Source organism: Paraburkholderia suaedae (assembly GCF_040812055.1).
GTDB lineage: Bacteria > Pseudomonadota > Gammaproteobacteria > Burkholderiales > Burkholderiaceae > Paraburkholderia.
This window is the reverse complement of the sequence record NZ_JBFOAH010000053.1, coordinates 1-24,029: the sequence shown is the minus strand read 5'-3', so window position 1 is coordinate 24,029 and position 24,029 is coordinate 1. Positions and strand designations below refer to the sequence as shown.

At 59.9% G+C, this 24,029-nt stretch carries 18 protein-coding genes and 5 pseudogenes; 15 read left to right on the top strand and 8 right to left on the bottom strand.

All coding sequences use genetic code 11. The annotated features are described in order from the left end of the window. Window positions 1-747, bottom strand: a 747-nt coding sequence (locus tag ABQJ48_RS35995; RefSeq protein ID WP_367842661.1) for an EAL domain-containing protein, incomplete at its 3' end; no start/stop codon positions are given. A 590-nt stretch (window positions 748-1,337) separates the two neighbouring features. Between ABQJ48_RS35995 and ABQJ48_RS35990 the strand changes: the two genes are divergently transcribed. From ABQJ48_RS35990 to ABQJ48_RS35980, 3 genes and pseudogenes are all read left to right on the top strand, one after another. Next, window positions 1,338-1,562, top strand: a complete 225-nt coding sequence (locus ABQJ48_RS35990; RefSeq protein ID WP_473094242.1) for a hypothetical protein — start codon at window positions 1,338-1,340, stop codon at window positions 1,560-1,562. Window positions 1,563-2,168: 606 nt separating this feature from the next. Next, window positions 2,169-3,959 carry a methyl-accepting chemotaxis protein gene (locus tag ABQJ48_RS35985; protein WP_367842660.1) on the top strand — a complete coding sequence of 597 codons (1,791 nt, stop codon included), beginning with the start codon at window positions 2,169-2,171 and terminating at the stop codon, window positions 3,957-3,959. A 403-nt stretch (window positions 3,960-4,362) separates the two neighbouring features. Further along, window positions 4,363-5,124 (top strand): annotated as a pseudogene (locus ABQJ48_RS35980) (IS110 family RNA-guided transposase); the annotation flags it as partial. A 3-nt stretch (window positions 5,125-5,127) separates the two neighbouring features. On the opposite strand, the pseudogene ABQJ48_RS35975 reads toward ABQJ48_RS35980, so the two are convergent. Beyond that, window positions 5,128-5,328 (bottom strand): annotated as a pseudogene (locus ABQJ48_RS35975) (IS110 family transposase); the annotation flags it as partial. A 381-nt stretch (window positions 5,329-5,709) separates the two neighbouring features. Here ABQJ48_RS35975 and ABQJ48_RS35970 point away from each other — a divergent pair. Further along, window positions 5,710-5,915: pseudogene (locus tag ABQJ48_RS35970) on the top strand (alcohol dehydrogenase); the annotation flags it as partial. A 74-nt stretch (window positions 5,916-5,989) separates the two neighbouring features. On the opposite strand, the gene ABQJ48_RS35965 reads toward ABQJ48_RS35970, so the two are convergent. Then, window positions 5,990-6,631 carry an acetate uptake transporter gene (locus tag ABQJ48_RS35965; protein ID WP_367842659.1) on the bottom strand — a complete coding sequence of 214 codons (642 nt, stop codon included), beginning with the start codon at window positions 6,629-6,631 and terminating at the stop codon, window positions 5,990-5,992. Window positions 6,632-6,841: 210 nt separating this feature from the next. Between ABQJ48_RS35965 and ABQJ48_RS35960 the strand changes: the two genes are divergently transcribed. After that, the gene (locus ABQJ48_RS35960) at window positions 6,842-7,198 is read left to right on the top strand and encodes a DUF1003 domain-containing protein (RefSeq protein WP_367842662.1); all 357 of its coding nucleotides are present in this window, start codon (window positions 6,842-6,844) and stop codon (window positions 7,196-7,198) included. Between the two features lie 521 nt (window positions 7,199-7,719). Continuing rightward, entirely contained in the window at window positions 7,720-10,965 is a 3,246-nt protein-coding gene (locus ABQJ48_RS35955) for an adenylate/guanylate cyclase domain-containing protein (RefSeq protein WP_367842658.1), read from the top strand. A gap of 143 nt (window positions 10,966-11,108) precedes the next feature. On the opposite strand, the gene ABQJ48_RS35950 is transcribed toward ABQJ48_RS35955, so the two are convergent. Next, entirely contained in the window at window positions 11,109-12,359 is a 1,251-nt protein-coding gene (locus tag ABQJ48_RS35950) for an ABC transporter substrate-binding protein (RefSeq protein ID WP_367842657.1), read from the bottom strand. Window positions 12,360-12,528: 169 nt separating this feature from the next. Here ABQJ48_RS35950 and ABQJ48_RS35945 point away from each other — a divergent pair, with 169 nt between their 5' ends. The 3 genes from ABQJ48_RS35945 to ABQJ48_RS35935 all read left to right on the top strand — a co-directional run bounded on the left by ABQJ48_RS35945 (window position 12,529) and on the right by ABQJ48_RS35935 (window position 14,369). Beyond that, the gene (locus ABQJ48_RS35945; protein WP_367842656.1) at window positions 12,529-12,954 is read left to right on the top strand and encodes a hypothetical protein; all 426 of its coding nucleotides are present in this window, start codon (window positions 12,529-12,531) and stop codon (window positions 12,952-12,954) included. Between the two features lie 79 nt (window positions 12,955-13,033). After that, window positions 13,034-13,348, top strand: a complete 315-nt coding sequence (locus ABQJ48_RS35940; protein ID WP_367842655.1) for a VOC family protein — start codon at window positions 13,034-13,036, stop codon at window positions 13,346-13,348. A 316-nt stretch (window positions 13,349-13,664) separates the two neighbouring features. Continuing rightward, window positions 13,665-14,369 (top strand): glutathione S-transferase family protein, encoded by a 705-nt coding sequence (locus ABQJ48_RS35935; protein WP_367842654.1) that lies wholly within the window; start codon window positions 13,665-13,667, stop codon window positions 14,367-14,369. 523 nt (window positions 14,370-14,892) lie between these two features. Here ABQJ48_RS35935 and ABQJ48_RS35930 read toward each other — a convergent pair. Then, window positions 14,893-16,056 (bottom strand): TIGR03118 family protein, encoded by a 1,164-nt coding sequence (locus tag ABQJ48_RS35930; RefSeq protein WP_367842653.1) that lies wholly within the window; start codon window positions 16,054-16,056, stop codon window positions 14,893-14,895. Window positions 16,057-16,633: 577 nt separating this feature from the next. On the opposite strand from ABQJ48_RS35930, the gene ABQJ48_RS35925 reads away from it, so the two are divergent. Further along, window positions 16,634-17,506, top strand: coding sequence for an AraC family transcriptional regulator (locus ABQJ48_RS35925; RefSeq protein ID WP_367842652.1), 873 nt, complete (start codon window positions 16,634-16,636; stop codon window positions 17,504-17,506). Between the two features lie 158 nt (window positions 17,507-17,664). On the opposite strand, the gene ABQJ48_RS35920 is transcribed toward ABQJ48_RS35925, so the two are convergent. Then, a complete protein-coding gene (locus ABQJ48_RS35920; RefSeq protein WP_367842651.1) occupies window positions 17,665-18,303 on the bottom strand; it encodes a TetR/AcrR family transcriptional regulator in 639 nt (212 codons plus the stop codon). A 229-nt stretch (window positions 18,304-18,532) separates the two neighbouring features. Here ABQJ48_RS35920 and ABQJ48_RS35915 point away from each other — a divergent pair, with 229 nt between their 5' ends. The 4 genes and pseudogenes from ABQJ48_RS35915 (at window position 18,533) to ABQJ48_RS35905 (ending at window position 20,584) form a co-directional block, all read left to right on the top strand. Beyond that, the gene (locus tag ABQJ48_RS35915; RefSeq protein WP_367842650.1) at window positions 18,533-18,934 is read left to right on the top strand and encodes a nuclear transport factor 2 family protein; all 402 of its coding nucleotides are present in this window, start codon (window positions 18,533-18,535) and stop codon (window positions 18,932-18,934) included. Window positions 18,935-18,977: 43 nt separating this feature from the next. Beyond that, window positions 18,978-19,733 carry an SDR family oxidoreductase gene (locus ABQJ48_RS35910; RefSeq protein ID WP_367842649.1) on the top strand — a complete coding sequence of 252 codons (756 nt, stop codon included), beginning with the start codon at window positions 18,978-18,980 and terminating at the stop codon, window positions 19,731-19,733. Window positions 19,734-19,873: 140 nt separating this feature from the next. Next, window positions 19,874-19,963, top strand: a pseudogene (locus ABQJ48_RS37975) (EamA family transporter); the annotation flags it as partial. 495 nt (window positions 19,964-20,458) lie between these two features. Continuing rightward, window positions 20,459-20,584: a hypothetical protein gene (locus ABQJ48_RS35905; RefSeq protein ID WP_367842648.1), complete on the top strand. Its 126-nt coding sequence runs from the start codon at window positions 20,459-20,461 to the stop codon at window positions 20,582-20,584. A gap of 125 nt (window positions 20,585-20,709) precedes the next feature. Here the strand turns inward: ABQJ48_RS35905 and ABQJ48_RS35900 are convergent. Beyond that, window positions 20,710-20,946: pseudogene (locus ABQJ48_RS35900) on the bottom strand (GntR family transcriptional regulator); the annotation flags it as partial. Window positions 20,947-21,018: 72 nt separating this feature from the next. Continuing rightward, window positions 21,019-22,539 (bottom strand): MFS transporter, encoded by a 1,521-nt coding sequence (locus tag ABQJ48_RS35895; RefSeq protein WP_367842647.1) that lies wholly within the window; start codon window positions 22,537-22,539, stop codon window positions 21,019-21,021. Between the two features lie 174 nt (window positions 22,540-22,713). Between ABQJ48_RS35895 and ABQJ48_RS35890 the strand changes: the two genes are divergently transcribed. Then, window positions 22,714-23,583, top strand: coding sequence for a LysR substrate-binding domain-containing protein (locus ABQJ48_RS35890; RefSeq protein ID WP_367842646.1), 870 nt, complete (start codon window positions 22,714-22,716; stop codon window positions 23,581-23,583). Window positions 23,584-24,029 lie beyond the last annotated feature (446 nt).

Genomic DNA, 24,029 nt, shown 5'->3' with positions numbered 1-24,029 from the left:
AACTTTCGCACCAAGTGTATGCACCAACGCGGCTACCGACTTCAGAAACTGGGTGCGCGCTTCGCCGCGCATGACTAGAAATCGCCGGTCTACCTTCACGTAATCGAACCGGAAGTCCGCGAGTAAGTCGAGATTGCTGAAGCCGGTGCCGAAATCGTCGAGTGACAGGCGTACGCCGCGTTGCTTCATGTGGCCAAGCGCCGTGACAACCCGCGGCGTACGCGCGACGCAACTGCGCTCGGTGAGTTCCAGAACAAGGCGCTCCAGCATCGGACCGGCGGACTCGCAGATATCCTCGACAAAGCGGTCCTCCATCAGATGCCGCGCGCAGATGTTTACCGATACATGCCAGTGCTGAGGGAACGGAAACTGGGTCAGTGCGTTATTCGCCTCGCGCAGCACGAAACAGGTCAACGCTCTGAGCAAACGCGTGCCTTCGAGCTCTCCAATGAACTGCCCCGGCCCCCCGGCTCCGAACTTTGGATGGCCCCACCGGAGCAGGGCTTCCACGCCCACGCAGTATCGCGTGCGCGTGTCCACAATGGGCTGATAGACGACATGGAACTCCCCGCGGCGAAGACCGATGCGCGCCGCGCGCCGCAATTTAACTTTTGGGCGGACCCGATAACCAACGTACACAACCGCGCCGCAAGCCGATAGCGCGATAACCAGCGCGACGGCGTCGCGAGATGAGATCAGGCTGGCCGCGAGCAAACCAGCCAGGCTCGACGCAACGGCGACAGTCACCGCCGCGTCAAGATGCTCGTCGAATACAGGTCGCAGCCGGCGTATTCGTGCTGTGTAGCGTTGCAAAAATCGCATGAAGTTTTTTTCTCACGGTTATCTGAGTTGCGAACTATGACCTGACTGCGATCCCAAAACGAGTAGCAGTTACGTGTCGAAACATGCGTATCAGATCTGCCGTAGTTGGCGCGGCAACTCGCTGAGGCAGGCTTGTCTGCTTACTCAGCGGCTCACGCGCTCGCCTTAACCGTTAAGACGACATGCAAGGCTCGGCACGGCGTAAGAATGATCCAGGCGACTTTGCGTGGGCTCGCCGGATTGGCAAGCTGCAATGGATGAATTGGCAAGTCGTTATGACTACGCTTGACAAAGTGCCACGAGAATGTTCGCCGTCGGTGACGTGGCAGCGGAGATCGCGCCGCCCGGCGGTATGAAGCATCAAGTGACCGAAGGGGCTTGCGCGACGGGCTGATCCGCTTCGCGCCCTGGTTCGAAAGCTCACCATTAGTACAGGCATCGCGAACGGACTACTCTCCAAGAGAGGGTGATCCACCTGCCGATGACACGACGCCTGCCGAAGGTCCGCTGTCGGTATGACGTTGCAGTCGGCGCTGCGTGCCGACCCCGCGCACGCAAGCCGCCTGCAACGATGGATCCGACAACTCCATGAACGCAAGGGCTATCACAAGACGCTGATTGCGATTGCCAACAAGCATGCGCGGATGCTATGGGCGATGCTCGCCAGGGACGAACGTTACGATGCCGATGCCTGGCAACGCCACCCCATGCATCCGCCGTTACTGTCTGCTACCACGTGACCTGATTTTCACAAAGCTCAACTACTGCTCGACGCGATAGCAAGACGAGGTCGGACCGAACGGGAGAAGAACCCGAGGATTCTGTTGGCGAGTCGTTACCGCATGACGTTCAATGCCTCATGCCTGTTCGCCGGTTTTCAAATAGGGTTCTCCTGGGCGGCTCATATCGTGAGCCCGCCCGAAACGTCTCGGGCAACAAGGCCGTTTGCAAAGACGCAGTCTGTTCCTGGTATTGCTTCGACGCGACAGCAGCAGCCGACTTGAGAAAATGAAATGACTACGCCAACCGGCCCACCGGCATATGCACGTCAAATGTCTGCAAGCGTCGAAAAAATCAAACCCCAGTCTTGACTCTCGGGGGAAGTCCTTGCAACAGAATCGGCCGTACCGGGTCCGACGTTGAACTCGCGGAGTGGGCAGCCATTGATCGGTCCGCGTCAGGCAGAAGCCCGACCCATCAGAGACGGTCAAATTTTCTCCTTAACGGTCGTTCGAGCCTCGTCAAGCGTGGAATCGTTTAACGAACAAGTCAAAACCCTTAATTTCCCGATAGGCGCGCCGTTAAAAAGAGGGAGCCGTTCCCCATAACACTAACTGAGACGCCCAATGTTCGCTTCAATTCGCGCACGCATTCTTGCCGCTTGCCTCGCCATCGTCGTCGTCGCGCTACTCGCGAACGCAGCACTCAATTATTTTGTCGCGAAGTCGTATAACGACGAAGCCATTGCGGCGAATCTCGATGCCGTGTCTGCAGGCCACGTTGCCGGCATTAACGACTGGATCGCCACACGCTCCCAGATGATCAAGTCTTTGCAGACATCCGCGAGCTCGTCCGACCCGCTTCCGTCGCTTCTTGACATCATGCATGCGGGAAATTTCGGCAACGTGTTCGTTGGGCGATCTGATAAGACAGCGAAATTTTCGGCACCCGAAGGTATTCCCGCCGACTTTGATCCAACTACGCGCCCTTGGTACAAGGAAGTTATTGCCAACGGCCATCCCCTCGTGAGCACACCCTTCGTTGACGCGGGAACCGGTAAGCTGGTGATCTCGTTTGCAGCGCCTACCGCCGAGGTTGAAGGCGTTAAGGGGGTCGTCGGCGGCAATGTCAGCCTGGAAACTGTAAGCGCGAACGTCAACTCGATCCATCCCACACCGGCAAGCTTTGGCATGCTGCTCGATGGTAAAGGCACTATTATTGCCTATTCCGACGCGAAGTTGATCGGCAAGCCGGTGACCGACCTCGCTCCCGATCTTTCCCTGGGCGCATTGATCGGTGCGCGGACTCCGGTTCGCATTAAAGTCGGTGGTGCAGCAAAACTGATGAAGGCCACACCGATTGCTGGAACCGATTGGCAAGCTGTGGTCGCACTCGACGAAGCAGAAGCGACCGCCGGGATGCGCTCGCAGCTCACGAGTGCTGTCATGGCGCTCGTGCTCATCGTAATCGTCGCAGCCATCGTCATGGGCGCGGTCACAACGGTCTCGCTCAAGCGCCTTGCGACCGTTCGCGACGCCATGGAAGCGATCGGATCGGGATCTGGCGACCTGACGACGCGTCTTCCTGCCGACGGCCGCGACGAATTTGCGCAGATCTCGCGTGCCTTCAACCAATTCGTCGATAAACTCTTGGCCGTCATGAAACAAATTCGCGACACCAGCGAATCTGTGCGGCTCGCCGCCAACGAGATCGCCACGGGCAACGTTGACTTGTCCGGTCGCACGGAGGCGGCAGCGGCAAGCCTTCAGCAAACGGCCGCGTCCATGGAAGAGATCACTTCCACCGTGACTCTTTCGGCAAGCGCCGCGAAACAGGCGAACGGCAAGTCATCGTCTGCGTCAAGCGTCGCCGCGCGCGGCGGAGAAGTTGTCACCGACGTGATCGCTACGATGGTGTCGATTGAAGCCGCATCGAGCAAGATTGGCGACATTATCGGCGTCATCGACGGGATTGCTTTTCAAACGAACATCCTCGCCCTGAATGCAGCAGTGGAGGCAGCGCGCGCAGGCGAACAGGGACGTGGTTTCGCTGTTGTAGCGAGCGAGGTGCGCAGTCTGGCACAGCGCAGCGCCCAGGCGGCCAAAGAAATCAAAGTGCTGATCGAATCAACCGTCGACAGCGTTGCCTCCGGCTCTGCGCAGGTCCGTCAAGCAGGCGCGACGATGGAAGAGATCGTGGGATCAGTCAACAGCGTGACGACCATCATGGCAGAGATATCCGGTGCTTCCGACGAGCAGACGCGGGGGATTCAGGAAGTCAACCGCGCCGTCGCACAACTCGATGAGATGGTGCAGCAAAACGCCGCTCTTGTTGAGGAATCTACTGCCGCGGCCTCAACGCTGCAAAGTCAAGCGAATTACCTGGCCAATACGGTCGGACAATTCAAGATTGACTAATATTGGAAAACCTGGCTAAAGGCCGGTGATCGGCTTGGAGTAGTCCTGACGCCACGTCGCGGTGATACCGACCTAAGAAGACTCGCGGTAATAAGCGGCTCAAGCCTCCCGACAGCATCCGCCGCTTCCTGCAGTGGACAGACCCGGCGTTCGTTCATTTAGCGACTGTCGCGGATCTGGCGCCCGATGACGAGAGTCCGCCTTTGGCCGAACCCGGAAATACCAGGTCGCCTCGAACACCGCGATCCCTGGTTGAAGGCCGAACTTCTGTAGACGACCGAGATGGAATGGACACCGCCCTCCCTCCGGGGAGTTGCGCACCATTGAGGGCCCCCAGGACCGAACGGCATCAATGTGCCAGAGTGGAGTCGCGACACAACCACTTATGGAACGGAGGCCCCAGATGAATGCTACGACATACGGACTCGACATTGCAAAACGGGTGTTCCAGATGTACTGGGTCGACGCCCAAACTGGCGAGATCGCGAATCGGAGGTTCGGACGTGACGATCTAATTACATTCCTGGCGCAGCGCCCCGCCGGTCGCGTCGCCCTCGAGGCGTGCGGAAGTGCTCACTGGTGGGCGCGTAAGATCCGCGCGCTCGGACACGAGGTCGTGCTGATACATGCTCAATTCATTCGACCTTTCGTGCAAACGAACAAGACCGACGCGGCAGACGCGCGGGCAATCTGGACTGCAGTGCAGCAACCCGGCATGCGCGCGGTTGCCGCCAAGACAGAGGATCAGCAAGTGATGTTAAGCCTTCATCGTATGCGCTCGTTGCTGGTCAAGTTTCGAACGATGCAGATAAATCAGCTGCGTGGGTTGCTGTATGAGTTCGGCGTTACGTTTCGTGCAGGACGCGTAGCAGGACTCGACGAGATCAGAAAGCGCATGGCAGAACTCGAAGACACACTGCCACGATCGATACTTCTTAACCTTCTCGAACAGTTGCGTCGCATCAACCTGTTTGAGGAGGACATCGACCAACTCGAGAAGCGGATTGGCGCCTGGCAGAAACACGAAGCGGCATGTCGTGCGATCTCCGAAGTGCCGGGTATCGGCCGCCTGACTGCAACAGCCCTGGTAGCTACAATTGGAGATGCGAAGACATTCAGGTCGGGGCGCGAGTTCGCTGCGTTTCTAGGACTTGTTCCTCGTCAAAACGAGTGCGCGGATCTTACGCGCCCACCAGTGAGCACTTCCGCACGCCTCAAGGGCGACGCGACCGGCGGGGCGCTGCGCCAGAAAAACGATCAAATCGTCACGTCCGAACTTCCGATTCGCGATCTCGCCGGTTTGGGCGTCGACCCAGTACAGCTGGAACACCCGTTTTGCAATGTCGAGTCCATATGTCGTAGCATTCATCTGGGGCCTCCGTTCCTCAAGTGGTTGTGTCGCAACTCCACTTTGGCACATTGATGCCGTGCGGTCCCGGGGGCCCTCAATCGTGCCCACTTCCCCGAAGGGAGGGCGGTGTCCATTCCATCTCGGTCGGGTGCCGCCGGTCGCCGTCAGGCAGAGACCGGCCATGAGCAGTCCTTCGGCAAGCGCTTCGCACGGACACTCGAAAGTCAGTTGCCCCCAGAAACCGGCCGCTCAACGACAAGACTTGCCCAACGCATTGACGGCCTGATGCAAAGCACTCCATAAGGCGGAGGGTCTTTTGTTTTGCGGTCGCGGCTTCGGATGTTTGAGCGGGGCTGGATGCAGTCAGCCCGCGACCGGCAGATAAAAAGCAATTTGTGCGGCACGCAGGCGGAATACGTGCGCATCCCGCACGCCGACACATCAACATCCTGCCCACCGGGTTCGAATGCCGTGTCCTTAACGGCAAGGTCGAGCCCGGCAGCACGGTGGCGATCGTCGGCACCGGGTCGATCGGCTTGGCAGCGCTGTTGACCGCGCAGTTCTATTCGCCCGCGCAGATCATCATGATCGACCGTGACGCTTCGTTCCGGGCGAGTCGGCCGCCTTCGGCGACTTACGCGGAATGATGAGACTCGCGGCGCGGTTTCAGCCGCGCCATTCAGATCAGATCGTTCAAGCGGTGACCCGCCGGCGCGAACACAGGCTGACCGGCCGCGGGCTCAGGCCAGTCGACAGGCCCCTTCTTGTCGACGACGCCCACCGGCAGCACGCTGCGGCCGTGCGTATCGTTGATGATTTCGGCCGCCGACAGATAGAACGCAAGCAGCGCGGTCACGAGCCCGCCGTAGCCCCCTGCGCGATGCAGCCATGCGAGGCCGGTCCATTCGCTGACGGCGAGCACAAAGAAGGTGATCCACAACGCCAGGAACACCAACTGCAGCGCGCGCGGCGAGCGAAACGTCGCGACCCACATGTAGAGCGTGAACAGGCCCCACAGGAACAGGTACCAGCCGACGAACGACGCCGGCACCTTGTCGTGCAGGAACAGCACGAAAAGCGTGAGCGACCACCAGAACGCGCCATAGCTCAGGAATGCGGTCGCGCCGAACGTGTTGCCGCGCGGAATCTCCATGAGCCCGGCGAGCGCCTGCGCGGTGCCGCCGTATGCGAGGGCGACGGCGAGCACCATGCCCATCGAATCGCCGCTGAACCAGCCGGCGTTGATCATGCTGAGCAGCCACGTCGTCAGCGCGAAGGCGGCAAGGCCGAGCGCGGCGGGGTTGGAAGTCTTGGCGTTCATGATTGACGATCTCCACGAAACGTTGGCCGCCGGTGCTGCGCCTGGCGCTCCGCCACAACTCCGCTCGACGTTTCGAACGTTGATCACTTCCGCTTCCACCGGCCTCACGCGCACCTTGCGCCAACGTTTGGCAACGACAAATTCGCGCTCAAGGCGGAAGCCTTCGCTCGTTTCTTTGGGACGCCCCTTTTCTTAGGCGCACAGACGGTAATCGTCGGTCTCTGGATTGCGGTTAACGCCCTCGGCTTCACGAAATTTGACGTTTACCCGTTCATTCTGCTCAATCTCGCATTCAGTCTGCAGGCAGCCTATGCCGCGCCGCTTATCTTGCTTGCTCAGACGCGACAAGCAGCGCGCGACAACGTGCACGCCGAGGCTGACGCACAACACAGGGAGGCTCTTGCAGTTGCTAACGCACAGCGGCAGGAAATTGCTGCCCAAACCGCAGCACAACTGCTGGAGTTGCTGCAGCGGAATACCGACCTGACCGAACTTACCCAGAAGTTGATTCAGCGGGTCGAGACGCTGACCGGCGAGTTGCACGAGAAACTCTGCAAAGAGAGCTAAAACAGTAAACACGGCTCGCCGCATATCTTATCGTGCATGAGCTGCCCTCGACGAGCGTGACAAGGGAGGCAAGGGAGCGTCGGATCGCCATAGCGAAGGCAGCTCCCGATCGATGACGGCTGCTCATAAAATGGCAGGGACCGGGCAACTGCAGTCGTTCGCCCTCGTCGTCACACGGCCATTCGGAGGACCGTTCCGGTCAGATAACGGACCTTCGTGTGGGACATGGTCGAGCGCCCGGGCAGACGCGAACTTGCGACCCAGCCCAGAGGTCCCGCGCCCCAGCCTCCGAGGGAACATCTGACACGCAGGTTTGGGCCCGGATCCACGAGCAAGCGACAATCAAACTGCAAAGTTCGGGCGCCGTCAGGAAGCGGAATAAATCATACGTTGGCCGCGCCGCACAACGACTGGAATCAACCACTTCTGGTTGCAACCGGCCGCTGCGCTGATTGTCGACAGGCGCGGAACAGATATTTTTCCTACCCTTGCAAGAGGCAGCCGTCTTCAGGAGACAAACGGTGGGAAGCATTGAAGAGTGGCTGGCATCACTCGGCTTGTCCGAGTATGTCCAGCTCTTTACCGAGAATGGTATCGATCCCTCGGTCCTCCCTGATCTCACGGACCAGGATCTCAAGGATCTTGGCGTCTTGCTTGGGCATCGCCGCAAAATGCTGCGCGCGATTGCCGAACTTGGCGACAGCGCCGTTGCAATATCTCCGGTCTCGGCCGCGCCCGTCCCGGGGGATGACGCGGACCGACGCCAGCTCACCGTCATGTTTTGCGATCTCGCCGGTTCGACTGCCCTGTCGACGCGGCTCGATCCGGAAGACTTGCGGAAGGTCATCGGCGCCTATTACCGGGGCTGCGCGGATGTCATTACCAGCGCCGGTGGCTTCATTGCCCAGTACATGGGTGATGGTGTGCTGGCCTATTTTGGTTACCCTCAGGCGCATGAGGACGATGCCGAGCGGGCTGTACGTGCCGGGCTGACGCTGGTGCGAGCCATCGGCCAACTCGATTCCGGGACCGACGAAAGTTTGCGAGCGCGGATCGGGATTGCTACCGGCGTAGTGATAGTCGGTGATGTGACGGGTGAGGGCGAAGCCCAGGAGCGTGGCGTTGTAGGTGAAACGCCTAACCTAGCTGCCCGCCTGCAGACATTGGCCGAGGCGGGAACAGTGGTGATTTCTACGAGCACGCAGCGGCTTACGGCCGGCCTGTTCGACTACCGCGACATGGGCCTCGCGACAGCGAAGGGTTTTGACGAAGCAGTGCGGGTCTGGCAAGTGCTTGGCCCCAGCGGGGTCGAAAGCCGCTTCGAGGCGCTGCACGCGACCAGATTGACGCCGATTGTCGGTCGCGACGAAGAAATCGGGCTGTTGCTCAGCCGATGGCAGCGGGCCAGGAACGGTGAGGGGCAGGTCGTGCTGCTTTCGGGCGAGCCGGGTATTGGAAAATCGCGGCTGACCACTGCCCTTGAAGAGCGGCTTCAATTCGAGCCTCATGACCGCTTGCGGTATTTCTGCTCGCGCCGCCATCAAGACAGCGCCTTCTATCCGTTCATTTCCCAGTTCGAGCGTGCGGCCGGTTTGCGGCGTGACGATTCCGTTGAACAACGGCTCGACAAACTTGAGGCGGTGCTCGCGTTCGCCGGCGACAATCTGCGCGAAGCTGCTCCGCTGGTGGCGGCGTTGCTATCGATTTCGACGGAAGTTCGATACCCAAAACTTGACCTCACGCCGCAGGAGTACAAGCAAAAGACGCTTAGCACGATAATTGCGTACGTTAAGGACCGGGCAAGACGCCAGCCGCTGCTGATTTTGTTCGAAGATGTGCATTGGGCCGACCCCAGCTCTCTTGAAGCGCTGGACCATCTTGTCGATCGTCTTGCAATGCTGCCTGTCCTGCTGATTGTCACCTTCCGGCCGGAGTTCGTATCTCCATGGATCGGCCGCTCAGAGGTGACGCTCCTTACTCTCAATCGTCTGCACCCTCGACAACGAGCTGAGTTGATCGAGCGGGTAACCCTTGGCAAGGCACTGCCGAAAGAGATTACAGACCAAATTATCGAACATACGGATGGAATACCGCTATTTATCGAAGAACTGACCAAGACAGTGCTGGAGAGCGGCGTACTGCGCGAGCAGAACGGGCGCTACGTCCTCGATGGTCCGCTGCCACCACTGGCGATTCCGATGACGCTGCACGCTTCGCTGATGGCGCGTCTCGATCGCCTGGCCCCGGCGCGTGATGTGGCACAGATCGCCGCTGTAATCGGCCGGCGATTTTCATATGAGCTCATCAGCGCGGTCGCGTCGATGCCCAGGGAGCGCCTGGACGACGCATTGGGTCATCTCGTCAGTGCGGAGCTGGTTTTTCAGCACGGGGTACCACCGGATGCGGAATACACCTTCAAGCACGCCCTGGTGCAAGACGCCGCGTACAGCTCCCTGCTGCGGGAGAGGCGACAGCAACTGCATGCCCGCATCGCAATGGAGCTCGAGAACCATTTTTCTGACGTAGCGGAGCAACAACCGGAAATCCTGGCCGAACACTGCGCCCAGGCCGGATTGACGGAGAAGGCGGCCCGGCTGTGGCGGCGTGCCGGTCAAAATACTGCAAAATGCTCCGCGCATCGTGAGGCGTCGGCCTTGTTCGAGAAAGCCCTGACTGCCTATTCGGCCTTGCGGTCCTCAGCCGAGATACTTGGTGAAATCATCGACATCCGATGGGAACTCAACCACTCGCTTTATCCGCTCGGAGAATTGGCACGGGACCGGGCGAATCTGGAGAACGCGAAACTTCTTGCCGAGGAGCTTGGCGACGAGGTACGCCTATCGCGCGTTCTATCAAGGTTGGCTTTCACGCTCGGTTCGTTAGGCGATTTGGTCGGCGCCGTCGAGGCAGGCGAACGCGCCCTGGCGTTGGTGGAGCGGCGAGGCGACCCCGATGCGAAGGCTTGGGCCGCTATGATGCTGGCAAGGTCACGGTATGGCCGCGGGGAGTACGAACGCGCGATGGGACATGCTCGACAGGCGCTAGATCTCCTCCATGAAGGCCACGGCATCGGACCCCATGAGGCTTACGTAAAGTTCACGCGCGTCAACGGTCGTATCTGGTTGGTGCTGTGTCTTGCCGAACTTGGCCGATTCGACGAGGCGGCCGTCCTTGGACAGGAGGCGACCGACATGGCCCGAGGGATGAATGAGCCAGAGGAACTGATCTTTGCTGGCCACGGTGTCGGACGGATGCACCTTATTCAAGGCAATCCCGACATTGCTGTTGAGGCACTTGAGCCAGCACTGACCATGTGCAAGAGCGCTGAGTTTCCAATCTACGTTCCGCGGATAGCCTCCTGTCTGGGGGCGGCGTATGCCGCACTGGGCCGGACCGATGAGGCACTGGTTCTTCTGGAAGAGGCAGTTCGCCAGGCGGCGGCGAGTAATTTAACGTTCGGACATTCGCTAGTGCTCTCAATTTTCGGTCGCGTGTGCCAACTCGCTGGTCGACAAGATGAAGCCATCACTCACGCACATGATGCCATTGACCTTGCTCGAGCCTCCGGCGAACGAGGCAACGAAGCCTGGGCCTGGTGCCTGTTGGGCGACCTTGTCTCAGATGGTAACGCCACCGCACCTCGCATTGAGGAAGCTCGCAATCACTATCGCGTGGCGCTGATGATTGCCCAGGACCTCGGAATGGGGCCGTTGCAGGCACAGTGCCTGAATGGACTTTCCCGGCTACAAAAGGATGGTCGAAAATGAAGCATTGACCGAGCAACATGCAGCAGACGCCAGCTCGCTTTGCCGGGGTGCGGGCATAAGAACGCCACGGCATGGTAGAACCTCGTTTCCTCCCGAACCGTTCGCGCGCTAGTCTGCAGTAAATATCAATTGTCACCATCGCATTACTTACCTAGCGACTGGTTTGCCTTTTCGGCTGCCGCATTCAGTGCCGCGGCGGGTTGAGCCTTTCCCAGGTAGACGGATTGCATCGCATCCGACACGGCCTTCCCGGTGTCTTCCCAGCCAGCGACAGTCGGTGCGAAGCGCGCGTTCGGCAACAACGCGATGAACGCCCTGGTGTCTGGGCCATTGAGCGCCGGATCGCTGGCTTCGGCCTTCGTCGTGGGCAGGAAGCCTTCCGACTTCGAGAAGTCGACGCGCGGGCCCTTTGTGAAGAGGAAGTCGAGAAACTTCCAGGCGGTCTTCTTGACCTTGGAGTTCTTGAACATCATGATTGAATCGGTCACCGCATAGGTGGCCTGCGTCGTTCCGGTCGGAATGGGATCGATACCGTACTTCAGATTCGGCGCCTCTTTCGCGATCTGCTTCGACAGTAAGGGCAAAGAGATAACCATCGCTACACGCCCCTGCTTGAACAGGTTCTGTACGCCTTCACGGCTATACCCGGTGACGCCCGCTTCGGTCAGGCCTTCGTCTATCATCGTTTTGTACAGCGTTGCGGCTTTCACGCCAGCCTGCGAATTGAAAGCAGCCTTGCCGTCCTTACCGATCACGTCTCCGCCGTAGCTCCAGAGTACATAATAGAAATAGACATCTGTCTCGATCTCTTTGCCTTGAAGACCAAAGCCGGCGATTCCCATCGCTTTGAGCTTCTTCGACGCATCGATTACGTCGTTCCACGTCTTCGGACCATTCGGATGACCAGCTTTCGCAAGCAGGTCCTTGTTGTAGTACAGCGCGCGAGTTGAAGCAGCGATCGGCAAGCCATACACCTTCCCTTTGATTTCACCCGGCGCCAGCATCTGGCCAATGAAGCGGTCCTTGAAGCTCACGTCCATGTAGCCATCAAGGGGCTCGGCGACGTCGTCCTTAACGAAGTCCAGCAACCAGCGGGTACCGACAATCGCCAGGTCCGAGTTCGCGCCACCCATGATGTCCGTCTGGAGCTTCTGTTGCAGCGTGTCCCAGTTTACTTCTTCGACTTTGATTATCGTACCAGGGTCAGCTTTCTCGAACTCATGAGCCATCTTGTTGAAGTATGGGCCGGTCGCGTCACTGTAGTGCGAAACGGTGATCCGGACCGTGTCGGCGTGTGCCGCTACTGCAATACCTGCAAACGCAAGCCCTACGGCAATCTTTCTCAGCGTGAAAGACACAAGTACTTGCTTGCGCCGGAGAATCAGCTTGCCCATGAGGTCGCTCCCGCTTGTGCGTCCTTGCCCGCTAGGCAGGGAGCGCTCCCTCTAGAATAGTCCGGGCCAGCACGCGGCATCCGCCATTTTCCCGCGTGGGAACAAGATCGCAGGGAACGCTGGGGACGGCAACACGCCGGAAACCGCGCGCCTCCTGCTGGGCTCGTCAATGTCGCTGACTGGCGGCATTGCGTTTAAGGCAAAAGTGCGGCGTGATGCGCAGTCCGTTATTCTCATCAACGAAGTGGAGCGACGCATCGCCGGGATCGTTGAATGCCGTTCTCGTGAATACCACGCCTATACGCTCGGCTCCGATCGTGTAGGCGCCTGCGAGCGCGACTTCATCCATCGTTCGCGCGGATGCGAAGCCGGAAATGATCGTCGCTGTTTGCCCGCTCGTTTGCAATTCGCATTGAGCGTCCGCTTGCGAGAAGCGCGGCCGTCCCTTTGTGGGTCGAAAGAAGCTCAAGGCGTCGGGCAACTCGCGGCCATTAACCGTCTACCGGTGCGGCACGCGAATGATTTGTTAACGATTAGACGTGTGTTGCGGGAAAAGGCGGCAGCTAACAGGCGGGTAATGCACATACCAGCATAATCGCTGAACTGGTTGTGCTGGTGTGCCGTGGTTACGATGGGCGGGCTGTCAAATCCAACAACCCCATTACGAGCCCATCATGAAGCGTTTTCACATTGCACTGGCTGTTGCGAACCTCGACGAATCGATCTCGGACTATAGCCGCCGCCTCGGACAACCACCGTCCGCCGTCGTGCCAGGCCAGTACGCGATGTGGCGCACCGATCTACTCAACTTCTCGATCAACGAGAAACCCGAGCAGGCAGGGCAGTTGCGACACGTCGGATTCGAAGACGATACCGCAGAAGGTTATTCGAGCAGCGCCGACGTAAACGGGCTCGAATGGGAGCTGTTCTCAGCCGCCGAGCAGGACGCGCGCATCGTCAGTGCTTATGGCGTTCCCGTGCGCCACTGACGAGCGTAGATAAATGCCGCTGTGATTTGATTCTGACGGACCGCTTTGGGACTGGCCGGAGGGCTGCTCCGGGTCGCCTACGGCGGTCCGCGCCTCGAAGCAGTCGGCCCACGAGCGCACCGTTGACACCGTCGGTCGCATCGCCGTCAATCTGCCGCGCTGAGTTTGGGAAATGAAGCGCTGCCGACCAAGACCTCTCCCGCATCGCATATCGAACTCGGTCCCCGGTTGCAGACAGCACATAGCGTCCCTAATAGATTTCGGGTATTTTTGCTCAGCGTTCGTGATTGTTCGCGTGGCGCAAAAGGAGTGCTTCATGCTGACGCTTTATTCCTATCCGGACCTCTTCGGCGTCCCCGATAACAATCCGTTCGGTCTGAAGGTCTTCGCGTTCATGCGGTTGTGCGGGCTCAACTTCGAGCATCGTCACGTCCTCGACACAAGCCTCGCGCCGCGTGGGCAACTGCCGTATGTAGTCGACGGCGACGATACGATCGGCGACAGCGACAGTATCATTGCTCACTTGACGAGTCGTTATGATCTGAACATCGACCGCGCGCTTTCGCCCGGACAATTGAATGTGGACTTCATGGTTCGGCGAACACTCGACGACCTGTATTGGACGATGAGCTTTTCACGCTGGCGCGACGAGCGCTTCTGGCCGTCGTTTCGCGACGCCGTTCTCGCCGCGCACCCCGACGTGAACGCGACCGATCTTGAAGCCGCGCGCGAATACAACCGGTTGCGGTACCACTATCAGGGAATCGGCCGCTATGAGCCGGAGCAAATCTATGCAAGGGGTATCGACGATTTGCGCGTCGTCGCGGACCTGGTCGGCGACACTGATTATGTTTTTGGCCCAGATCCAGCCACCGTTGACGCAGCGATCTATGGCTTCGTCGCCAACATTTACTTCTACGAAATCGATACGCCGTTGAAGCAGTACGTGCTGTCGCGCCCGGCGCTCGTGAGCCATTGCAAGACCATTCATCAGCGGATCGGCACCCCAATATCTCCTTGAGCGCTCAGCTGGATAGACTGTTCTGCCGAACAGTCTGCCAAGGGTGAATGTCGAGCGGCCGTGGCTCGGTAGTCCGAAAGGGCGACTTCGGCTCGACCTCTGGCGGATAAGGGCGGCTCAGTGGCGGACACGCTGGCGATTCAGGATGGGACCGGGTTCGGGCCAGTAACCGTCGCTCGTCGTTGCCACGACCTGCGCATACGGGGGACCGCTGTGCTCCGAAAGCGGCGTTCGCACGGCTCCGGCTCGATGACAGAAATCATTCTGAGTGGATGCACCCGGCAACAGAATATCCAGGGGCCTTTTCGCACTCTGCTGCCAGTCCTGAGCCGACGCGAAAACTGGTCGTTCCCGGTCTCACCCAAAAGAGCCGGTCGCGTCTAGCGAGTTCCGCGACCGGCTGCGGCCCGGTGCTTCGGATCGAACCAGAATCGACATCGTCAATGGTCAGCAACGTCGTGATTCCGAAGTTACCCAGGGAGCCGCGTGCTAGCGGCTATTGCCCGTTCCGAGCCGACGCTCGTTACCTGGAGCCGCCTACTGGAGCGATGATGCCGAACAGCCCATTTGTCTCCTTGTTAGGACCTGCCGAGAAGTACAGCGTGTCCGGACTCGAATTGCGGCCGCCACCAAGTGTCAGAGTCCACAGGCCGTCGATAGCCAGCGGATTGCCGGACTCATTCTCCAGTTGATCGACGAACCTGCCGTCATTGTCAAAGACATTGATTCGGCCATTACCGAAATTGCCAATGAGGATCTTGCCGCTGAAGCGACCGAATGCAAACGATGCGCGCGTGATGCCCCACGGCGAATCGAGCGCTCCCTGGCTCGCAAAGCGGCGCAGCAGGTGACCGTCGGTATCGAATACATCGACGAATCCATGACCGCGGCCTGCAACGTCGTCGTGCTTCTTATCGTCCTGCTTCGCATAGGTGACGAAAAGGTCTCCATCAATGTTCGCGATACCAAACGGGGCGTAACCGACCGGAATGTTCGGGTCGACGAAACCACCATCCGTCGTCGCGGGTGTGAACAGGCCGTTCGGACCGTTCGGTCCGAATACATCGATCTGACCCGAGCGGAAGTTTGTCGCAAACAGGAATCCTCCTCGCGAATTCACTGCGAAGACCAACCCCTTGTAGACGGCCCCGTTGACGGCGGAGGGATTGGACGAGTTGTCGACCGCGATCACGGCGTTGTTCGCCGGATTCAACCCGCCGGCCCAAGCGGAAAGCGTGCCGTCTTCGGTGGCGAAGATGAATACGGCCGGGATCTTGGTACCTGGCACGAGAAAGGCTGTCGAAGGATTCCATACGATCCCGGTTGGCGCCGCGGGCGTGGGATTCGGTGGATGGTTAGGATAGACGGCACGACAGGCGCCGGCCGGTATGACGTTGCCTGGTAGCGGGATGGAGACCTGCAGCGTCGGCACTTTTGTCCCCTCGCCGTCATACAGCGTGGAGCAGCCCGTGGCATTGTCGTTGACCCAGAATGGACTTCCTGCCGGGCTAAAGGCAATACCCCAGGCGTTCTGCAATACCCCGTCGACCTTCGGGGCAGCACCTGCCAGGTTGGACACGAGTGGTTTGACAACGTAAGCTTCGTCGGCAGCGGCCTGCCCGATTGCGAAATTGGCGGCAAGGACAATCCCGGCCGCCGCTTTGAGACCCCACGAGATCTGAGACATAGCTTCCTCCTCGTCTGAGTGGCGAAAACGCCGCAGGCTAAACGACCGCTAGGCTTCAAATATTCCCACTCGACTCCAAAAAATCCGCTGGCCATCCGGTCCAATGGTGCGATAGGGGTCGGCCGCGGCCCTTCGACTCGATTCATAGTTCCGCGAGCCAGAGACGAGCTAGTGGCCGCTGAGTGCCGAAAGCTGCCGTTGCCGTCGCGCAGACTCGAATGACGGCAAGGGGTCGGCTACGGTCATGTGCGGAATGCGCGGCCCGCGAGTTGCTGCAAACTGCGGCATGGGACGGCTGTCGGGCTCGGGAGTTCAGGCGTGCGATGGCGTCGGGCAGAGATCGGGCCAGAAGCGGTCGTTCGACACTCTTGCTCAAATTGTTGACAATCGATTCCACTCTTCCACCAGCTTGGACAAAATGGGATTCAGATCTGGGCACCCGACTCCTGCGCAAGAATGGCTTAACGAGCCGAGGCATTATCAAACATGCCGTCTGGAGATTTAGCAAGCGCGGCTAGGCGCGATGTGTCGACCATGAACGACCATAACGCAAGTCGCACGATCCAAAGTCCAGACCATGCAAGCTCATGTTGACGCCACTCGCGCTTACACGAAGCGCTTCGACGCCGTACTCGCGTACATCGAAATGAACCTCGAGGACAACCTGTCAGTGGAAGCGCTAAGTCGCATTGCGAACTTCTCGAAGTTCCATTTTCATCGGCAGTTTGCCGCCTATGTGGGGGTGCCAGTCGCACGCTACGTGCAACTGATGCGCTTGCGCCGGGCTGCCCACCGCCTAGCTTCGCGTGAGTTCTGCTCGGTGCTCGATGCCGCGTTCGACGCGGGCTTCGACAGCCCTGAAGCCTTCAGTCGCGCATTCAAGCGCGCGTTCGGCACGGCGCCGAGTTCGTTTCGACAGCACCCGAACTGGCAGATCTGGAGTGCGACTTTTGTCGTCCCCTATCTTTCGAGGAAACTCACCATGCAAGTACAAATTGTCGACTTTTCAGAAACTCGCGTCGCCGCGCTTGAACACTGCGGACCGACTGGGCTCGTCAATGAGAGCGTACGCAAATTCGTCGACTGGCGGAAGCAAAGTGGGCAATCTCCGCTTGTGTCGAGCAGAACTTTTGGTATCCCGCGCAATAACCCGGACACGACATCGGCGGATGCATTTCGCTTCGACATCTGCGGAGAAATTGACGAGCCGGTCGCGTCGAACGTCTACGGTATCCGCGAACTCGTCATTCCGGGTGGTCGATGTGCGGTGGTTCGGCATACCGGATCGACCGACCACGTCGGCGAGACAATCTATCCGATCTATCGCGACTGGCTTCCCGCAAGCGGGGAGGAACTTCGGGACCATCCATTGTTCTTTCACTACCTGAGCGTTTTTCCGGAAACGCCGCAAGACCAGTGGGAAACCGATATCTACATTCCACTCGTGTGACGGGAAACGATCTGCCGCAGCGACCTTACGGTCGTCGCGGTCTGGTCGGCGACCGAAGAATCCGAAGAGAGGCAGGCATCCATACCATCTCGGCCAAGAGGAGCCGCTCCCGGACGGGAATCCAATGGCAGCTCTCTGGGGCCGAAAAGGACCTTGGGCTACCGTCCCTGCGAATGTCCACGCGATTGAATTCCGGGCTGCGTGTCCATGGCCGAGAGGAGATGCTGGCGGCCCTCGTCAAGAATTTCATCCGCGAGCGCCGGGTCAACGTCTGCAACAGCACGCGAAAGCAGCAGCGTACCGACCATCTGGCTGAACATAGTGATCGCCTTCCTGCGGCTGCCTTCGCTGATCCCGTCGGTCTCTTCGATGACCTTGGCGAATCGTTCGAGGTTCGCCGCAAGACCCTCTGCGTAAGAGCCGCGCGCGACGTCGTCGAACCGGCGGGCATCGCCTACAAAACCCGACAAGGGGCAACCCGCATCGATATTCGCGCGATGCTCGGGGGACAGGTACCACTCAATGTTTTGTTTGACCGGGTCAGCGTCAGCTGACCTGGCGTCTTCGATTAGGGAGGCAAAACCTTCTCCTCCATCTTTCATCGCCTTTTCCATCACTGCGGCGACCAGCGCGTCCTTTGATTTGAAGTGGTTGTAGAAACCGCCCTGCGTAAAGCCCGCCGCCTTCATCAGCTCGGCGAGCCCGACCGCATCTACACCGCGCTCGCGAAACAGCTTCTCGGCGGCTGCCACGATCGCGCCCCGGTTTTCAACCGCCTGCTGCTTGGAAACACCCACTTCCCCCCCTTCGGCCGACAACGACCTAATCCAACCCACCGAAAAATACAATGTCGATCACCATTGACATTGACAGCGCGGACGTCCAGAATCCATTACATTCACAATGTCAGTCACCATTGACTTAAGTATAAGCCTTCTTTACCTGAACGTTCAGGCAGAAGGGGACACAACGGCTATCTGACGCCTGACCGCGTCAGCACCTAAACCTTCAAAAGAGGTCCGCGAAATGACGAAGACAACCGCTGAACAGAACAAGGCGCTTGTGCTGGAAGCATTCGACACGCTGTTCAACAAGCGCGACTACGTTGCAGCCGAGCACTTCTGGTCCGATCGTTACATTCAGCATAGCGCCCACATTGCACCGGGACGCGACGGCCTGTTCAACCTGGTGCGCACGCTGCCTGACACCTTGCGCTACGAGAACCAGCTGATCGCGGCGGAGGGCGACTATGTCATTGCACATGGGCGCTTCTCGGGACACGGCAGGCCGGCAGCATGGATTGCAGCCGACGTCGTCCGCTTCGAAGACGGCAAGCTCGCCGAGCACTGGGACGTCCTTCAGGACGAAGCGACCCGGGCCGAATCCGCGAGCGGCCTGCCGATGTTCGGCAACCGGTTCCCTGCCTGAGCACACAAGCATCAACCCCTGAAGCATCAACAAGGAAACGATCATGAAACTCACTGGAAACACGATCTTCATCACGGGCGGCGGTTCGGGCATTGGCCGCGGGCTAGCCGAGGCGCTCCACAAGCGCGGCAACAAGGTCATCATCGGCGGCCGTCGGCGCAGCCATCTCGACGAGGTGGTGGCGGCGAGCCCCGGCATGGCCGCGGTCGAACTCGACATCACGGATGCCGCCAGCATCGGCCGGGTCGCGGCGCAGTTGATGGCGGACTATCCCGATCTCAACGTGCTGATCAACAACGCCGGCATCATGCAGCCCGACCAGGCGGGTGGCCAGATCGACGACGCGCTGATGGTGTCCACCATCACGACCAACGTGATGGGGCCGATCCGCATGACGTCCGCGCTGATCGATCACCTGAAGACGAAGAACGATGCTGTCGTCGCCTATACCACTTCGGTGCTGGCTTTCGTGCCGTTGGCTGTGACGGCCGTGTACTCGTCGACCAAGGCGGCGCTTCATTCGTACATCCTCTCACAACGCTTCATGTTGCGGAACACGACGGTTCGCGTACTCGAGATCGCGCCCCCTTGGGTACGCACGGACCTCATGAACAGCCGCGAAGCCGAGCAGGCGATGCCGCTTGAAGCGTTCATCGACGAAACGATCGCTGTCCTCGGAACCGATGCAGATGAGATTCTGGTTGAAGGCGCCAAGCTGTTCCGCGGCAACCCCGGGCCCGATGAACACGAGTTGGTCAATGGCTTCAATGCACAGATGATGGAAGTGTTCGGCGGGTGAATGGCTGCCTGCCGGATACGAGATACAGGCGACCTCTGAGCAGAACAAGGCGTTCGTCCTGGAGGCGTTCGGCACGCTGTCCCGCGAGAGGGGACTTACGGTGCAGCCGAGCGCTTCTCGTCGCCTGACCACGGCTGGCTGACACGGAGTCGCCCCACCATCCGAGCACACATTTGCCTGTAACTCATTTACACGCGCACTTCCCGGATGTTTACCATCGACATTCGCACTCATCGTGGGGGACGTCAAAGGCCATCCTGCGATCCTTCACCAACACACCATCGTCAAGACGGTGTTTGCGACACGCTTACAGTTATTCTACATTCGGTCGAAGTCTATCTCTCTCAATAGACGGGGAGAGCCAGCACCGTTCGCGGTATCGGCGGGTCCACGTTCGACCGATGCTACCAGCCGGTCGTGGCAACCCAAAGGAATGGCAAGTCGAATGGCTGCTAACGCCGCAGCTGGGGACAGCCGCCAAGCTTCATCGAACGACGGAAGTGAGTCGCAAGTACGCATCCAATTGCAGCCAGACCGGTCATTCGGATCCGCCGACATGCGAATGACAGCAAAGCGATCCGTTGCCGCCTGATCAACACCGATACTCGAATGGCGGCAATGGCCGAGAAGGAGGCGTGCGAAGCGACAGGCCCGGATGTCCGCTCCTGGGCCGCGTTGCCGCGGAGCCGACGGTCGGGTTTGCGTGTGCAGAAAGCGTTGCGCTGATGTCTCATCTCGCCGCGTGGGTGGTGCGCGTACGGTGCGGTGAATCGAGTACGTCGATGACGATCATCGGCGCGCGGCAGTGCCGGCAGATGAAGGTAGGCGCCGGCGATGCCGGCGCCGCTTGATTGTTGGGCCAGTGATGGCCGGAGCGTGCAGCGACGCCCTATCCTCGCGAGGTTCTGCCGCCACACCGGATTGGCCAGCAATCCGTAGCCTGGATGCCGCGCGGCTTCGAGGACGTTGGCGAACGTGCGCGCTGGCCCTGGCGCCAGCTCATCGATTCGGCGGCCCCAGGCGCAACGCAGTAACCCGAGCGCTCCTGCGCGCGAATGACGCCCCACTTTTCGAGCAGATAGTAAGCACGGAACACAGTGGAGTGACTGACGCGTGATGACCTGCCGCAGCGACGGCATGCGCGTACCGACGGGAAGCTGCCCTTGCGTATTTCCGCGGCCATCGTACTGGCGAGTGTTGCGTAGCGTGTCATCGAACGTCCGTCGTTGCAGTGCGTGGGAGTGTGCCCGGACACCCGGACACCAATGGCGACGACATGGTGCGATCAACGGCTGATTCGACGCATCGATATGAAAACGATGACGGCAGCCGTCGCGGCGACCATTGCGGCGGCAACGAACGCGTGAGAAAAGCCGTTGCCATAGCTCGACTTCGCGACGTTCGTCAGCACGCTGGATAGCGTCGCCGGATACAAGCCGAAAGCGCGCTCGAAGTCGCCCGCCATCACGCGCTCCGCAAAACCGGGCACGACCGGCACGCGCGCGTGGGCCATGCCGGTCGCCAATGCCGAACGCACGCCTTCGGCAAGCACTGCGCCGAGACCTGAAAAGCCCAAAAGAATGCCGGTGAAACGGGACGTCGTGCTAATGCCGGATGCCATGCCGGCGCGGTCGCGCGGCACAGTCCCCATGATCGCCTTCTGCGTTTCGCCATTCAGAAGACCAACGCCGCTGCCGAGTATCGCCATCGCGACCATCAGCCAGGCACGATTGCCGGAGTGCGCCGCGCCCATCATCGCCAGATTGCCGCACGCGACCACGGCGAGGCCGAGCGTCAGTATTTGATGCGGAGTCACGTACTGTGCGAGCTTGCGTCCAAGTTGTGGCAGTAGCAACATCGCCACGGCGAACGGCAGCATGCCGACACCCGCACCCAGCGCGCTCACGCCGCGTGCATTCTGCAAGAACAGCGGCAACAGCGAGGCCATCACTTGCGCCGATGCCGCATAGGCGAACATCGCGACGACCGCACCGACAAACGGCATTGACCGGAAGAGCCGGAGGTCGAGCATAGGATGCGCGCGGCGGCGCTCGACGATCACGAATGCGCTGAACAGCAAGACTCCGACGCATGCCCTCAGCGAGACTCCCGCGCTTGTCCAGCCGCGCTCCGGACCGAGAATCAGCGCCCAGGTCACCGAGAACATCGCGGCCGCGAACAGCGCAATGCCGAGCAGATCGAGCGTGCGCGGCGTCGGATCACGCGATTCGTCGATGATCTTGACGACGCCCGTCGCCAGCACTGCGCAGATCGGCATGTTGATCGTGAAGGCCCAACGCCAGCCCAGCCATGCATTGATCATGCCGCCTATCAATGGCGAAACCACCATTGTCAAGCCCATGATGCCGCCCCACACGGCCCACGCGCGCGCACGTTCGCTCTCGTTGTGGAACGCATGACCAATGATCGCGAGCGCCGGCGCCAGCAGGAACGCCGCGCCGACGCCCTGCACGGCGCGGGCGACGTAGAGCGTCGCGGCCGAAGGCGCCAGTCCGCAAGCCAGTGACGCCGCCGCGAAAAGCGCAATGCCCGAGAGAAAAACACGTTTGCGACCGAAGCGGTCGGCCAGCGACCCGGCCGGCAGCAGCAGCGCCGCGAAGCACAGGACGTACGCGCTGATCATCCATTCGACATCGGCGAACGATGCGTTGAGATCGCGCGCAACGGTCGGCAGAACGACGCCGACGACGTTCGTATCGAGTACGGTCATCGCGCAGCCCATCGACGCGATCAACAGCAGGGGCGTGCCGCGCGACATCGAACGCGACGCAGAAATCGAACTCATGGGGAGGTGGCTCGTTAACAGACGGCAAGGCCGGCAAACCCAGGCTCGAGCATGGCCGCGAGGACGCTGGGAAAACCGGAAGGTACACTATTGCATCAGATATCTCTATTAACTTCATTGCGCATGTTCTGGATTTTAATTAGTTTGTAGCTAATAGAACACGTGGACGGGATAATGGAACTCAGGCATCTGCGCTACTTCATCGCGGTCGCCGAACGGCTTCATTTTGCGCAGGCGGCGCAAGCGCTCGGCATCTCGCCGCCTACGCTCACCGTGCAGATTCAGGAAATCGAGCGCGCGCTCCAGGCTCAACTTTTCAGGCGCAACAAGCGCTCAGTCGTGCTAACGCCTGCCGGCGAATCGTTTCTTGCCGAAGCACGGGCAACGCTCGTGCAATTCGACCGCGCGTTGAACGTCGGCCAGCGAGCCGGGCGCGGCGAGCTTGGAAGAATCAACGTCGGCTATGTCGGCTCGGCTGCGTTTTCAGGCATCCTGCAAAACCAGATTCGCTTGTTCCGCGAGGCATGGCCTGACGTGCTGGTGCACGCCGCCGAGTTTCCGATGAGCGATCTTCCTGCGCTGCTGGAAGACGGGCGCGTCGACGTGGCATTCGTCCGGCTGCCCGTCGACCTGCCCACCTCTCTGCGCACTCACGTGCTGCTACGCGACAGCTTCTGCGCGGCCTTGCCGGCCGAGCACCCAATGGCCAACGCGAGGGAGCCGATCAAGGCGAGGTCGCTTGCAGGTGAGACGTTCGTCGTGCCCGAACAGGATCTGGGCACGCGCGAAGTGGCCCGGCGCGGCAGATTCACTCCGCGCATCGTCAGTACGCCGGGCAGTCTGCTGGCGGTGCTGACTCAGGTGTCGGTGGGTGCTGGCATCGCGATCGTGCCGAACGTTCTTACGAAAGTCGTCGATTTGCCCAACGTCAGGTTCAGGCCGCTTGCTGGCCAGCCGATTGCATCCGAAGTGGCTGCCGTCTTTCGCAAGTTCGAGCACTCGCCCGCGACGAAGAAGCTGATCGGACAGATGACGGACACCTGAGATAGACAGCGGCACGATCGACCGCCTGAAGCTTCGAGCCGGAATCCTTTTCGGGGTACAGGAAACAAAATCGAGAAGGGACCGTTGTTCGGCCATCGCGGACATTGGGGCGGACTGGGTTCTCCATCACCGATATGGCGGATTGCTGACGGTCGCGACGCCGACCAGCCGAACGGCAGCTTCCTCGATCAGCGAACCCACACTCACGACCCTTCTGAGTCTCTCATGACCCCATGGTTGAAGGGCGGGTTACGACGGCGGATTCAACCGGTGGATGCAACACACTTAAGACTGCACAAGCAGCTGGGAGTGTTGCAAATGAGATAGCGACGGCGGATTTATTACAGCGAGAAGCAGAAAGCGCTGATGTGGGAACGTTGACGGAAGGGAGAATCTCTCCAGAAGATCGCGCAGCTTTTTGACCGGAACCACTCGTCAGTGCAAGG